This window comes from Caulobacter sp. NIBR2454, assembly GCF_027474405.1.
GTDB lineage: Bacteria > Pseudomonadota > Alphaproteobacteria > Caulobacterales > Caulobacteraceae > Caulobacter.
On record NZ_CP114871.1, the window covers coordinates 2,477,527 to 2,490,654 of the forward strand.

Below are 13,128 nucleotides of genomic sequence, written 5' to 3' on the forward strand. Positions count from 1 at the left end.
GTGGACGAGGCGGATTCCGACACCCCCCTTTCGAAACGCCGAGAGCGATCTGAACCGTCTAGCTTGGCCGGCGTTGTCAAAGGGCGTCACCAGTAGATGGGGCTCGAAAGGCGCGACCATGCCGTCAAACCAGTTCCTCGCCGCCCTCCATCCGGAAGATGCGGCCAAGCTCACCCCCCTGCTGCGTATCGTTCATCTGGAGCGTGACGGTCAGATCGCGGAGGAGCACTCGCCGCTGGATCGTATGGTCTTGCCGATCGACTCCATCCTGTCGGTGATCACCGTGATGAAGGACGGGCGGCAGGTGGAGAGCCGCACCATCGGTTGTGAAAGCGGCTATGGACTGCTGCACGCGCTCGGCTCGCCCATCTCGTTCGAGCGGGTCATCGTCCAGATCGGCGGCGAGGCCTACACTGCGCCCCTATCCAGCGTCAGCAAGATCGTCCGCGAAAGTCCCACCCTGGTCGAGGCTGTCGCCCGCTATTCCCAGGCCACCCTGATTCAGAGCGCCCAGTCCACCGCCTGCATGGCGCTGCACACGCTTGAACAGCGCATGTGCCGCTGGCTGCTGATGACGGAAAGCCGTCTCGGCCGCGACGTACTGCCCCTGACCCAGGAGCACCTGTCGATCATGCTCGGCGTGCAGCGCACCACCATCACCGCCACGGCCGGCGCCTTGCAGGAGCGCGGCCTGATCGCCTACAGCCGGGGCAAGGTCCGCTTGCTGGATCACCCCGGCCTGGAGCGCACCGCCTGCGAGTGCCACGCCACCATCGACTGGGCGGCCAAGATCATGACGCTGTCGCAAGGCGGCTGACCGGCCTTGCCGCATGGCCCGAGCATCCGCGATGATGCGGGATGTCCGCGCCCGCCGACCAGATCAGCGACCTCTACGAACGCAACGCCGCGCGCTATGACGCCGATCGCGGCAAGAGCCTGGCCGAGCGCGCCTGGCTGGACCGTTTCCGGTCAGCCATGCCCACCGGCGGCGCCATCCTCGATCTTGGGTGCGGGTCAGGCGAGCCGATCGCCAGATATATGATCGAGAGCGGTCATGCTCTCACGGGCGTCGATTCCTCCGCCAGCCTTATCGCCCTTTGCCGCGACCGCTTTCCTGACAGCGACTGGCGGATCGGCGACATGCGAAAGCTGGACCTGGGCGGGCGGTTCGAAGGGATCATCGCCTGGGACAGCTTCTTCCACCTGCGGCCTGACGATCAGCGCGCCATGTTCGCGGTCTTCCAGGCTCACGCCGCTCCCGGCGCCGCCCTGATGTTCACCAGCGGCCCGGCCGCCGCCGAGGTGATCGGCGAGTATCGCGGCGAGCCGCTGTATCATTCCAGCCTCGATCCATCCGAGTACCGAGACCTCCTAGAAGGCCACGGCTTCCAGGTGCTGCGCCATGTGGTCGAGGACCCCGATTGCGGCGGCCATACGATCTGGCTGGCGAAATTTTCCGGCAAAGCTTGAGCGCGGCTGTCGGATCGCGGCGACCGCGCGCGTCCTTGCACCAGTGACCGCAAGGGGAGCAAGCGATGTCCTTCCAGGCCTATCTCGACGCCGTCCAGGCCAAGACCGGCAAAACACCCGCTGAACTGAAGGCGCTGGCCGCCAAGAAGTCTCTGGTCGGCCCTGGCGTGAAGGCCGGCGACGTCCTGGCCTGGCTCAAGGATGAGTTCGACCTGGGCCGCGGCCACGCCATGGCGATCTTCGCCTTGCTCAAGGCGGACGCCGAGCCCCGCGGCGCCGTCGAAGACCGCATCGACAAACTGTTCGCCGGAAGCCGTTCGGCCCTGCGCCCGCTGTTCGACGGCCTGGTCGAGCGCGCCCGCGCCCTTGGCGACGACGTCGATCTGGCGCCGACCGATACCTATGTCAGTCTGGTCCGGGGCTCGCGAAAGTTCGCCATCGTCCAGCCCGTCGCGAGCCGCCTCGACATCGGGATCAAGCGAAAGGGCGTCACCCCCACCGACCGGTTCGCCGCCGCCGGCTCCTGGAACAGCATGGTCACCCACCGCGCCCGCCTGACGAACGCTGCGGAGATCGACGCCGAGCTGGTGGAGTGGCTCTGGGCGGCCTACGCGGCGGCGACCTAGCCGCCTCGCAACACCCCGCGGGTCAGCATCGCCAGATGACCTTCGATCAGCGTGTCTCTCTCCACCCAGGGAAATCCTGGACGAGCGATCAACAGCGACACCAGCCCGTGCAAGCCCGCCCACAGGCTCTGGGCCAGGGCGACGGGATCATCGCCGATGGTCAGGCCGTCGGCGTGCAGATCAGCGACTCCCTGGCGAAGGCGGTCGAAGGCCTGCATCGCCGGCTTGGCGGCCGGATCGGCCAAGGGTTTCGGCCTAGCCGCGCCCTCGATCATGAAGGCCACACGATAGGCGTCCGGGTTCTGCAGCCCGAAATCCACATAGACCCGCAGGTACTCGGCCAGTTGTTCGCGCGGCGTCGTCGCCACAGGAACAAAGCCCTCAAGCCGCTGAACCAGCAGCAGGAAAGCGCGATCGTGCAGCTCATCGACGATCTCGTCCCGGCTGGCGAAATACTCGTAGAGGCTGGGCTGGGAGACACCCACGGCGTCGGCGATCTGGCGCGTTGAAAGGCCGTGCAGTCCATGCTCGCCGATCAGGCGCAGGGCCGCGGCCAGGATTTCCTCACGGCGCTCGCCGCCCTGTCCCTTGGCTTTCCTGGGAGATCGCTTCGCCGGCGCTTTCACAGATTTAATGTTTCCCCGTTCGACGAAATCTTGACAGTGTTAGGTTGGATCGCGCATGGATGACCTATCACTGATCGGCTATCGGGGGAATAGATCATGCGGACCCTTCCGCTCACCGCGCTTCTGGCGCTCGCGGCGCTTGGCCTCGCCGCCTGCGGCGACGAGAAGCCGGCGGAGACCACCCCTCCCCCCGCTGTTCAGGCCATAACCGCCCCCGCCGGCTCGCAGCAGGCCGCCGTCGTCGCCACCGGCCGCATCGAGCGGCGCCGGGAAATGACCCTGTCCTTCCGCATCGGCGGGGTGATGACCGCCATGAACGTGGAGGCCGGCGATCCCGTCCGCACCGGCCAGGCCCTGGCCAGTATCGATTCCTCGGGCGTCGACGCCGGCCAGGCCCGCGCCTCCGCCGATGTTGAACGCGCCCGCCGCGATCTGGAGCGCGACCGCGCCTTGTTCGAAAAGGGCTATGTCTCCAAGCAGCGCATGGACGATCGCGCCAGCGCCCTGAAGGTCGCCCAGGCCAGCCTGTCCGCCGCCGCCTTCGACCGCCGCTGGGCCAGCCTGACCTCGCCCGTCAGCGGCGTGGTGCTGGAGCGTCTGGCCCAGGCGGGCGAAGTCGTCGCCCCCGGCCAGGCCGTCCTGCGCGTCGCCGATCTCAACAGCCCACTGGTCCTGCGCGTCCCTATCCCGGACCGCGAAGTCGCCCGCCTGCGCGCCGGCGCCCCGGCCCAGGTCAAGCTCGCCGAAGGGGGAGGCCTCCTGACCGGCCGCATCACCCGCATCGGCCAGCAGTCGGGCGCCCGCACCGGCGCGGTGGAGGTCGAGATCGAACTCGCCGCCGCCCCCGGCCTGCGCAGCGGCCAGATCGCCACCGCCGAGATCGCCGCCTCGCCTCTGCCCGGGGCTACCAATCAGATGGTCCGCATCCCCGCCGAAGCCATCATCGAGGCTCAGGGCGCCAGCGCCCACGTCTTCGTCATCGAGGGCGACATCGCCCGCCGCCGCCCCGTCCGCTTCGGCGGCTTCGACGGGGATGACGCCCTTGTCGCCGGCCTGCCCGCGGGCGCCCGCATCGCCACGGCCGGCGCCGGCTTCATCGGCGACGGCGACAAGGTCCGGGTGATCGACCCGGCGGCCCTCAACGCAGCGCCGGTCAAGGCCGCACGCTGATGAACCTCAATCCCGCCGCCTTCGCTGTCCGTCGCTGGCAGTTCACTCTCGTCGCCTTCGGTCTGCTGGTCGCGCTGGGCTTCAACGCCCTGATGACCACCCCGCGGGCCGAGGATCCGCAATTCCCGACCCCGATCTTCATCATCCAGGCGGTCATGCCTGGCGCCGAGCCGGCGGAGATGGAGCAACTGGTCGCCAAGCCGATCGAGGACGTCCTCGCCGGCCTGGATGATGTCAGCGACGTCGCCTCCACCAGCGTGGACGGCGCCGCCACCGTGCAGTTGGAGTTCGACTGGGGCGTCGATCCAGAGCGCAAGTACGACGAGGTCACGCGCGAGATAAACGCCATCCGCCCGCGCCTGCCGGCCGGCATCGTCAATCTGGAGGTCCGCCGCATCCGGACCATCGAGGTGGCCTTCGTCCAGACCGCGCTCGTCTCCGACGTCCTGCCCATGCGCCGGCTGGAGAAGCTGGCCGACCGTTTGCGCGAGCGGCTCGAGCGGGTGCCCGGCGTGCGCAAGGGCGAGTACTGGGGCGCCCCGGCGTCCGAAGTTCGCGTGAGCCTGAACGCCGGCCGCCTGTCCGAACTGCGCCTGCCCGCCAGCGCCGTGGCCGACGCCCTGCGCGCCGCCGGGGCCGACACGCCCATCGGGGCCGTCCACGCGGGCGACCGCCGTTTCAACGTCAAGTCGGGCGGCGCCTTCCGCTCGCTGGAGACCGTCAAGAACACTCCCGTGCGCGAGATTGACGGCCAGGTCGTCCGCGTCCAGGACGTCGCCGACGTCACGTGGGCCCAGGAAGAAGCCAACCATCTCGTCCGCTTCGACGGCAAGCGCGCCGTTTTCGTCACCGCCATGCCCAAGGACGGGGTGGACGTCACCAAGGTGACCGACAACGTCAACGCCGCCCTCGACGAATTCGAGCGCACCCTGCCCGCTGGCGTGAAACTGGAGCGCGGCTTCCAGCAGTCCGACAATATCAAGCACCGCCTGGGCACGCTGTTCCGCGACTTCGGTCTGGCGCTGGCCCTGGTGCTGGTCACTCTGCTCCCGCTCGGCATCCGCGCCAGCGGCGTGGTGATGGTGTCGATCCCGCTGTCCCTGCTGATCGGCCTGGCGCTGCTTCAGGCGTTCGGCTTCACCATCAACCAGCTGTCCATCGCGGGCTTCGTGCTGTCGCTTGGCCTGCTGGTGGACGACTCCATCGTCGTCACCGAGAACATCGCCCGCCACCTGCGCGAGGGCGAAGACCGCACCACCGCGGCCATCAAGGCCACGGGCCAGATCTCCCTGGCGGTGATCGGTTGCACGGCTACCTTGATGCTGGCCTTTCTGCCGCTGCTGGCCCTGCCCGGCGGCGCGGGTCAGTTCATCAAGTCGCTGCCGGTGACGGTGCTCTGCACCGTGGGCGCCTCGCTGATCGTGTCCCTGACCATCATCCCCTTCCTGGCCAGTCGCATGCTGTCGCGGCACGAGAACCCGGAGGGCAACCGCATCCTGCGGGCCGTCAACGGCGGCATCCACCGCTTCTACACGCCGATCCTGCATCGGGCGCTCAGCCGTCCGTGGCTGGCCTCGGCGATCCTGGGCGCCATCTGCCTCACCGCCGTGCCGATCATGGGGGTCATCGGCTCCAGCCTGTTCCCTCCAGCCGAAACCCCGCAGTTCCTCGTTCACATCGAGACGCCCGAGGGCACCTCCATGGAGCGGACCGACAAGGCCCTGCGCTTCGTCGAGCAAAGGCTGGCCAAGGAGCCCAAGATCCTTTGGACCGCCGCCAACCTCGGCCGCGACAACCCCCGCATCTATTACAACGAAGGCCAGAGCGCGGCCCGAGCCAACTATGCCGAGGTCTTCACCGCGCTTGAGAAGTGGGAGCCCGGCGAAAGCGAGAAACTGCTGGACCAGATCCGCGCCGATCTCGCCGACTACCCTGGCGCCAAGATCAGCCTGAGCACCTTCACGAACGGCCCCCCTGTCGACGCCCCGGTGCAGGTCCGCATCCGCGGCCAGAACCTGCAGGTCCTCAAGGCGCTGGCTGATCGCGCCGAGCGGATCATCAAGGACACCCCTGGCACGCGCGACGTGGACAACCCCCTGCGCCTGGCCCGCACCGACCTCGATCTGGGCGTGGACGAGGCCAAGGCCGCCGCCCTGGGCGTGCCAGCGGGCGCCGCCCGACGCGTCACCCGCCTGGCTCTGTCGGGCGAAGAAACCGGCCGCTTCCGCGACGCTGACGGCGACGACTACGCCGTTCGCGTGCGTCTGCCGATGGAGGACCGCAACGACCTGTCGGCCCTGACCGGGATCTACATCCCCACCGCCGACGGCCGCTCCGCCCCTCTGGGCGCCGTGGCCGAACCGACCTTCCGCTCCAGCCCCGCCAGCATCAGTCGCTTCGAGCGCGAGCGCACCGTCTCGGTCAGCGCGGAAGTCAAGACCGGCTACCTGACCTCCGCCGTCACGGCCGACGTGGTCAAGCGCCTGGAGGCCGAACTGTCCCTGCCCCCCGGCTATCGCATCGCCCTAGGCGGCGAGGCCGAGGCCCAGGCCGAAAGCTTTGGCGGCATGGGCGCGGCGATCATGGTCGCCATCGGCGGCATCCTGGCCGTGCTGGTGCTGGAGTTCGGCAAGTTCCGCACCGCCCTGGTGGTGGCCGGGGTCATCCCGCTGGGCATCTTCGGCGCCGTGGCGGCCCTGATGGTCACCGGCAACAGCCTGTCCTTCACCGCCACCATCGGGCTGATCGCCCTCATCGGCATCGAGATCAAGAACTCGATCCTGCTGGTCGACTTCACCGAACAGCTTCGCCGGGAGGGCATGCCTCTGCGCGAAGCCATCGAGAAGGCCGGCGAGGTGCGGTTCCTGCCCGTGCTGCTGACCTCGGTCACCGCCATCGGCGGGCTGCTACCTCTGGCCTTGGAGGGGTCAGGCCTCTACTCACCGCTGGCCATCACCATCATCGGCGGCCTGATCACCTCGACCCTGTTGTCGCGGGTAGCAACCCCGGTCACCTATTGGCTGCTTGAGCGCGGCAAGGAAGACGGCGCGTTCGGCGTGATGGACTGGCTGCGCGCCCGGTTCGCCTAACCCATTCCCGTTCATCCGGCCTCCGCCGGGTGAACGGGATGTAAGTTGCCCCGCCTCGCGCTTTCACCTCAGATGCTCCCTATACGGAGGGGCTTCATGAAGACGATCTGCGCGACGGTGCTCGCCATGGCGGCCGTGACCTCGGCCCACGCCGAAACCACCGCCGCCGAGCGGACGGCGGCTTACCTCAAGAAGATCGCCGCCGAGGACCGCGCCGAGGCCCCCGGCAAGCCGCCGCTCAACAGCGTGATCGCCGTCAGCCCTGTCGCCCTCGATCAGGCGCGCGCCCGCGACGCGGAACGCAAGGCGGGCAAGGCCGTCAGCCCTGTCCATGGCTGGGCCGTTCTGCTCAAGGACAACATCGACAGCACCGAGCTGCCCACCACCGCCGGCTCGCTGGCGCTGAAAGACAACATGACCGGCCGGGACGCGCCCCTCGTCGCCAACCTGCGCAAGGCCGGGGTGGTCATCCTGGGCAAGGCCAACCTGTCGGAGTGGGCCAACTTTCGCTCCACCTCTTCGCTCAGCGGCTGGAGCGCGGTGGGCGGGCTAACCCGCAACGCCCGTGACCGCCTGCGCAACGCCTGCGGCTCCAGCGCAGGCAGCGGCGCGGCCGTGGCGGCCGGCTTCGCCGACGCCGCGGTGGGCACCGAGACCAACGGCTCGATCATCTGCCCGGCGGCGGTCGAAGGCCTTGTCGGATTCAAGCCCACCGTCGGCCTGGTCAGCCGCACCCATGTGGTCCCGATCAGCTCCAGCCAGGACACCGCCGGCCCCATGACCCGCACGGTGGCCGACGCCGCCGCGCTGCTGGACGCCATGGCCGGCTCCGATCCCGCCGATCCGGCCACCGCCGAGGCGGATGCGAAGAAGACCGACTTCGCCGCCACCCTCGACAAGGCGTCGCTGAAGGGCGCCCGCATCGGCGTCGCCCGCTATGCCGCCGGCTTCCATCCCGAGACCGACGCGGTCTTCGAAAAGGCGCTGACCACCCTAAAGGCCCAGGGCGCGATCCTGATCGACGTGAAGGACTTCCCACGCCGGCGGGAGATCAGCCCGCTGGAGAACAGGGTCCTTTGCGTGGAGTTCAAGGCCGGCGTCGCCGCCTATCTCGCCTCCACCGACCCGGCCAAGGTGAAGCCCCGCAACCTCGCTGACCTGATCGCCTTCAACAAGGCGCACGCGAAGGAGGAGATGCCCCTCTTCGCCCAGGAGCTGTTCGAGATTTGTGACCGGGCCAAGGGCCTGGACGATCCCGATTACCTCAAGGCCAAGGCTGACGCGCACCGCATCGCCGGGCCGGAGGGGATCGACGCCCTGCTCAAGCAGAACGATGTGGCCGTCCTGGTCGCCCCGACCATGGCGCCGGCCTATCTGATCGATCCGGTCCTGCGCGGCGGCTACGTGGGCGGCGGCATCGGCGGCCCGCCCGCCGTCGCCGGCTACCCGCACCTCACCGTGCCCATGGGCGAGATCAAAGGCCTTCCCGTCGGCCTGTCCATTGTCGGCACGGCCTGGGACGACGCCCGGGTGCTGAGCCTTGGCTATGCGTTCGAGCAGGCGCGCAAGTAGGTCACCGCCCCGTCGGCATGTCCTTGAACGCCACGTCCTTGTCCACGCGCACGTCGCCCGGCAGGCCCAGGACCCGCTCAGCGATGATGTTCTTGAGGATTTCGTCCGTGCCCCCGGCGATGCGCAGGCCGGGCGCCCACAGCAGGCTTTGCTGGAACGCCGCGCGCATGGGCGCCACATCGGGGTCGGCGATGATGCCGAACTGGTCCTCCAGCTCCACCGCCGCGTTGGTCAGCTCCTGCAGCTGGTTGGCCGAGATGATCTTGCCGATCGAGCTTTCCGGCCCCGGCGTCTGCCCCTTCGACAGGGCCGTCATGGTGCGGAAGCGCGTCAGCTTCAGCCCCTCCGCCGCCACGTACCAGTCCGCCAGCCGCTCGCGGAAGGCGCTGTCGGCCAGGACGCCCGGCGTCTCGCGCGCCAGCTCCAGAATTTCGCCGTAGTTCGGGCCGGCTGAACCACCGACCGCCAGGCGTTCGTTCATCAGGGTGACCAGGGCGACCTTCCACCCGTCGCCGGGCGCGCCCAGGCGCTGGCTGTCCTTGACCCGCAGGTCGGTGAAGTAGACCTCGTTGAAGTCGCTGCCGCCGCTGGCCTGGTGGATGGGGCGCACCTCCACGGCTGGATCGCGCATGTCGATCCAGAACATGGTCATGCCCTTGTGCTTGGGCGCGTCCACGTCGGTGCGCACCAGCAGGATGCCGTAGTCTGAGTTCTGCGCCCCCGTGGTCCAAACCTTCTGGCCGTTGATCACCCAGTCATCGCCGTCGCGAACCGCGCGGGTCCGCGTCGCCGCCACGTCCGAGCCGCCCGCCGGTTCGGAGAACAGCTGGCACCAGATCTCCTCGCCCTTCACCGCCGGGCCGACGAACCGGCCTTTGGTGGCGTCGTCGGCGAAGGCCATGACCGTCGGCACGCACATGCCCAGGCCGATGGTGAAGTAGCCATAGGACAGGCCCGCCTTGATCTCTTCCTGGTTGAAGATCACTTGCTGGATCGGCGTGCCGCCTCCCCCGCCGATGACCTTGGGCCAGGTGATGCAGGCATAGCCAGCGGCCGCCTTCTTGGCCTGCCACGCCTTGGCGGCGGCCATGTGCTCGGGCGTATTGGGCTTGGGCTCGCCCACAGCCTTGCGATGCTCGGCGGCCTCCTTGGCCAGCCAGGCCCGGGCGGCTTCGCGATAGGCGGCTTCTTCGGCGTTGTCGTTGAAATCCATGACTATCTCCTACGCCGCGTTCTTGCGTTCGAGCTGGCTGACCAGCCGCTCTTTCCAGACCTTCGGGGCGCCGGCCACCAGGGCCAGCTGCTTGGACCGCCGATAATAGAGGTGGCAGTCCACCTCCCAGGTGAAGCCCATGCCGCCATGCGTCTGGATGTTCTCCTTAGAGGCGAACCAGTAGGCCTCCGACGCCGCGATCCGCGCCGCCGAGGCCGCGATCGGCAACTCCGGCGCCGAGGTGTTCAGAGCCCACGCCGCGTAATAGGCGTTGGACCGGGCCACCTCGTTCTTGACGTACATGTCCGCCAGCTTGTGCTTGATCGCCTGATAGCCGCCGATCACCCGCCCGAAGGCGTAGCGCTCCATGGCGTAGGCCTTGGCCATCTCCAGGCAGCGGTCGGCGCCGCCCAGTTGCTCGAACGCCAGCAGGGCCGCTGCGCGGTCCAGAACCGCCTGCAGCAACTCCATCCCCTCGCCCGCGTCGCCCAGCCGTTCGGCGGGCGCGTCCTGGAAGGTCAGCTTGGCGATGGACCGTGTGGGATCGAGCGACTTCAGGGTCACCCGCCCGACCGCATCACCCAGCTCGACCAGATAGAGGCCCGCCTTGCCGCCCTCCTTGGCCAGGACCAGGGCCACGTCGGCTACATCGCCGTCCGTCACCGGAATCTTCACGCCCGAAAGCTTGCCGCCGCTCACCGTCGCCTGCACCGAAGCGGCGGTCACCGCCCCCGGCCCCTCGGAGGTCGCGAGGCACCCGATCAGCTCGCCCGCCGCGATCTTGGGCAAAATCCGCTGCTTCTGCGCGTCCGTCCCGGCCAGCATCACCGCTTCCGCCAGCAGATAGACCGTTGAGGCGAAGGGAATCGGCGCGACCGCGCGACCCAGCTCTTCGGCGATGGCGCACAGCTCCACATGGCCCAGGCCCAGGCCGCCGAACTCCTCGGGGATCGCCGCGCCCAGCCAGCCCTGCTCGGCCACCCCGCGCCACAGGGCGGCGTCGAAAGCCTTGTCAGGATCATCCAGCACCGCCCGCACGGCGGGGATGGCGCAACGGGCCTCTAGGAACTTGCGCGCCTCGCCTTTGAGGAACTTCTGGTCGTCGGAAAAGTCAAAATCCACGGGTCGCCTCCTGTCGCGGGCATGTGATCCGCCCGTCTGACCCCACTCACCTTATCGACGTTTACGCGCCGGGAAAGATTGACCTCGCGTCAAGGATTTCAGGTTCTTATGCGCCGCTGAGTTTTGAGCGTGGACGAGTGTGCGATGGCCAAGGCGGTCTTCCAGAAGAACCAGAAGGTGTGGGTGGAGAGCGTCGGCTGCTGGTCGACGATCGAACGCATCGTGCCGACCTGGGCCCGCGGCTTCGACGAACCCGTGCGCATCACCTATGACGTGGGCCTCGGCCGCGAGTTCCACGCCCATGAACTGAAGGCCGAGGATCGCGGCTCCGCCGCCGCCAATCTCGGGGCCAACTGGCGCCTGCTGCGCGCCCGCAACAAGTGGCAGTCGGCCGACGATTGCGCCCACCACCCCTATCCCGGCACCTATCCCGTCGTGGTCACCGACCCCTCCGACTGGGGCGGCTGGCGCGTCCCGGGGGCCGAATACGACCGCGATCCGGTCAAGCTGGAGAAGCAGGCCCGCCTGATCGCCTCTGCCCCCAAGCTGCAGGCCATCGCCCGCGACCTGATCGCAATGGTCGCCGAAGATCCCGCCGACGCCCCGCCCGCCGTGGCCGAACTGGCCGCCAAGGCCGCTATTATCGAACGCTACGTCCAGGAAGTCCCGGCGGTGGCGAAGGCTGCTGATGAGGACGTGGAGGCGGCTTAGGGCCTAACGACCGCGCTTTGCGTTTGAGGTCATGGTCGTACAAGTCACATCGGCCGCGATACGCGTTAAGTTGGCTCCACAGCTCAGGAGCGCCCCATGGCCAAGCCCGTGTTTCAGACCGTCGATCCCGCCACGGGCGAAAAAGGCCGCGCCTATGACGGCCACACGCCCGACGAGGCCAAGGCCATCCTGGGCCAGGTCCACGACGCTTTCGGAACCTGGCGCTCAACATCCTTCGCCGAACGCTCACGGCTGATGACCACCGCCGCCGCCGTCCTGCGCCGACGCAAGGACGAGTTCGCCGCCCTAATGACTGCGGAGATGGGCAAGACCCTGTCCGACGGGCGGGCCGAGATCGAGAAATGCGCCGCCAACTGCGACTACTTCGCCGCCAACGCCGAGCGCTTCCTGGCCGATGAGCCCATGCCGTTCTCGGGCGGCGAGGCCTTCATCGCCTACAATCCGCTGGGCGTGATCCTGGCGGTGATGCCCTGGAACTTCCCGTTCTGGCAGGTCTTCCGCTTCGCAGCCCCGACGCTAATGGCCGGCGATACCGCGATCCTCAAGCACGCCAGCAACGTGCCGGGGAGCGCCCTGGCCATCGAGGACGTGTTCCGCGAGGCGGGCTTCCCGGAAAACGTCTTCCGCACCGTCCTGATCGGCGGGAGCGAGGTCAAACCCCTGATCGAGGATGACCGCGTCGCCGCAGTCACCCTGACCGGTTCGGTCGCCGCGGGACGCTCGGTGGCCGCCGCCGCCGGCGGCGCCCTGAAGAAGGTGGTGCTCGAGCTGGGCGGTTCGGACCCCTACATCGTCCTGGCCGACGCCGATATCGACGAGGCGGCCGGCATCGCCGCCGCCGCCCGCATGGTCAATGGCGGCCAGAGCTGCATCGCCGGCAAGCGCTTCGTGGTGCTCAAGGAAATCGCCGACGCCTTTGAAAAGGCGCTGGTCGAGAAGATGGCCGCCTTCCAGCCCGCTGACCCGACCACCGAGACCGCCAAGTTCGGCCCCATGCAGAGCATCAAGGCCCGCGACGACATCCACGATCAGGTTGTCCGCAGCGTCAAGGCCGGCGCGCGCCTGGTGCTGGGCGGCGAAGTCCCCGATCGCCCTGGCGCCTGGTATCCGGCCACCGTGCTGGCCGACGTCAAACCGGGCATGGCCGCCTATGATGAGGAGGTCTTCGGTCCCGTCGCCGCGATCATCGTGGCTCACGACGAAGAGGACGCCATCCGGATCGCCAACGACACCGAATTCGGCCTCGGCTCCGGCGTCCTGACCCGCAACCTGGCGCGCGGCAGCGAGATCGCCGCCCGCCGCATCGACGCCGGCATGAGCTTTGTGAACCAGAACGTCCGCTCCGACCCCGCCCTGCCCTTCGGCGGAGTCAAGCACGCGGGCCACGGCCGCGAATGCTCCCATCTGGGCATCCGCGAGTTCGTGAACATCAAGACGGTGATGGTCGCGAAGGAAAAGTCGGCGCCGAGCGCGACGGAATAGCGTTCCGCCCTCGCACCGCCGCACTC

At 68.5% G+C, this 13,128-nt stretch carries 11 protein-coding genes; 8 read left to right on the forward strand and 3 right to left on the reverse strand.

Features of this window, described 5'->3' with window-relative positions; all coding sequences use genetic code 11:
- The first annotated feature begins 118 nt into the window (after positions 1–118).
- The 3 genes from O5K31_RS12105 (at position 119) to O5K31_RS12115 (ending at position 2,096) form a co-directional block, all read left to right on the forward strand.
- On the forward strand, positions 119–817 hold the full coding sequence (locus tag O5K31_RS12105; protein ID WP_269713853.1) for a Crp/Fnr family transcriptional regulator: 699 nt from the start codon (positions 119–121) through the stop codon (positions 815–817).
- A 41-nt stretch (positions 818–858) separates the two neighbouring features.
- Positions 859–1,470: a class I SAM-dependent DNA methyltransferase gene (locus tag O5K31_RS12110; protein WP_269713854.1), complete on the forward strand. Its 612-nt coding sequence runs from the start codon at positions 859–861 to the stop codon at positions 1,468–1,470.
- A gap of 65 nt (positions 1,471–1,535) precedes the next feature.
- Positions 1,536–2,096, forward strand: coding sequence for a DUF4287 domain-containing protein (locus tag O5K31_RS12115; protein ID WP_269713855.1), 561 nt, complete (start codon positions 1,536–1,538; stop codon positions 2,094–2,096).
- Here O5K31_RS12115 and O5K31_RS12120 read toward each other — a convergent pair.
- Entirely contained in the window at positions 2,093–2,722 is a 630-nt protein-coding gene (locus tag O5K31_RS12120; RefSeq protein WP_269713856.1) for a TetR/AcrR family transcriptional regulator, read from the reverse strand. The two genes, O5K31_RS12115 and O5K31_RS12120, sit on opposite strands and share 4 nt — an antisense overlap.
- A gap of 96 nt (positions 2,723–2,818) precedes the next feature.
- On the opposite strand from O5K31_RS12120, the gene O5K31_RS12125 reads away from it, so the two are divergent.
- The 3 genes from O5K31_RS12125 to O5K31_RS12135 all read left to right on the forward strand — a co-directional run bounded on the left by O5K31_RS12125 (position 2,819) and on the right by O5K31_RS12135 (position 8,553).
- Positions 2,819–3,892, forward strand: a complete 1,074-nt coding sequence (locus tag O5K31_RS12125; protein WP_332367259.1) for an efflux RND transporter periplasmic adaptor subunit — start codon at positions 2,819–2,821, stop codon at positions 3,890–3,892.
- Positions 3,892–6,981: an efflux RND transporter permease subunit gene (locus O5K31_RS12130; protein ID WP_269713857.1), complete on the forward strand. Its 3,090-nt coding sequence runs from the start codon at positions 3,892–3,894 to the stop codon at positions 6,979–6,981. Before O5K31_RS12125 ends, O5K31_RS12130 begins: the two co-directional genes overlap by 1 nt.
- Before the next feature lie 96 nt (positions 6,982–7,077).
- Complete coding sequence (locus O5K31_RS12135) at positions 7,078–8,553, forward strand: amidase (RefSeq protein ID WP_269713858.1); 1,476 nt, start codon at positions 7,078–7,080, stop codon at positions 8,551–8,553.
- Position 8,554: 1 nt separating this feature from the next.
- On the opposite strand, the gene O5K31_RS12140 is transcribed toward O5K31_RS12135, so the two are convergent.
- Both O5K31_RS12140 and O5K31_RS12145 read right to left on the reverse strand, forming a co-directional pair.
- Entirely contained in the window at positions 8,555–9,766 is a 1,212-nt protein-coding gene (locus O5K31_RS12140; protein WP_269713859.1) for an acyl-CoA dehydrogenase family protein, read from the reverse strand.
- Positions 9,767–9,775: 9 nt separating this feature from the next.
- Positions 9,776–10,888 carry an acyl-CoA dehydrogenase family protein gene (locus tag O5K31_RS12145; protein ID WP_269713860.1) on the reverse strand — a complete coding sequence of 371 codons (1,113 nt, stop codon included), beginning with the start codon at positions 10,886–10,888 and terminating at the stop codon, positions 9,776–9,778.
- A gap of 144 nt (positions 10,889–11,032) precedes the next feature.
- Here O5K31_RS12145 and O5K31_RS12150 point away from each other — a divergent pair, with 144 nt between their 5' ends.
- Both O5K31_RS12150 and O5K31_RS12155 read left to right on the forward strand, forming a co-directional pair.
- Complete coding sequence (locus O5K31_RS12150; RefSeq protein ID WP_269713861.1) at positions 11,033–11,599, forward strand: hypothetical protein; 567 nt, start codon at positions 11,033–11,035, stop codon at positions 11,597–11,599.
- A gap of 96 nt (positions 11,600–11,695) precedes the next feature.
- Entirely contained in the window at positions 11,696–13,102 is a 1,407-nt protein-coding gene (locus tag O5K31_RS12155) for an NAD-dependent succinate-semialdehyde dehydrogenase (protein WP_269713862.1), read from the forward strand.
- The last annotated feature ends 26 nt before the right edge of the window (positions 13,103–13,128 follow it).

Excerpts from the sequence above, each read along its gene's own strand:
- O5K31_RS12105 (WP_269713853.1), top strand. The coding sequence starts at position 119 with ATGCCGTCAAACCAGTTCCTCGCCGCCCTCCATCCGGAAGATGCGGCC.
- O5K31_RS12110 (WP_269713854.1), top strand. The coding sequence starts at position 859 with ATGTCCGCGCCCGCCGACCAGATCAGCGACCTCTACGAACGCAACGCC.
- O5K31_RS12115 (WP_269713855.1), top strand. The coding sequence starts at position 1,536 with ATGTCCTTCCAGGCCTATCTCGACGCCGTCCAGGCCAAGACCGGCAAA.
- O5K31_RS12125 (WP_332367259.1), top strand. The coding sequence starts at position 2,819 with ATGCGGACCCTTCCGCTCACCGCGCTTCTGGCGCTCGCGGCGCTTGGC.
- O5K31_RS12130 (WP_269713857.1), top strand. The coding sequence starts at position 3,892 with ATGAACCTCAATCCCGCCGCCTTCGCTGTCCGTCGCTGGCAGTTCACT.
- O5K31_RS12135 (WP_269713858.1), top strand. The coding sequence starts at position 7,078 with ATGAAGACGATCTGCGCGACGGTGCTCGCCATGGCGGCCGTGACCTCG.
- O5K31_RS12140 (WP_269713859.1), bottom strand. The coding sequence starts at position 9,766 with ATGGATTTCAACGACAACGCCGAAGAAGCCGCCTATCGCGAAGCCGCC.
- O5K31_RS12150 (WP_269713861.1), top strand. The coding sequence starts at position 11,033 with ATGGCCAAGGCGGTCTTCCAGAAGAACCAGAAGGTGTGGGTGGAGAGC.
- O5K31_RS12155 (WP_269713862.1), top strand. The coding sequence starts at position 11,696 with ATGGCCAAGCCCGTGTTTCAGACCGTCGATCCCGCCACGGGCGAAAAA.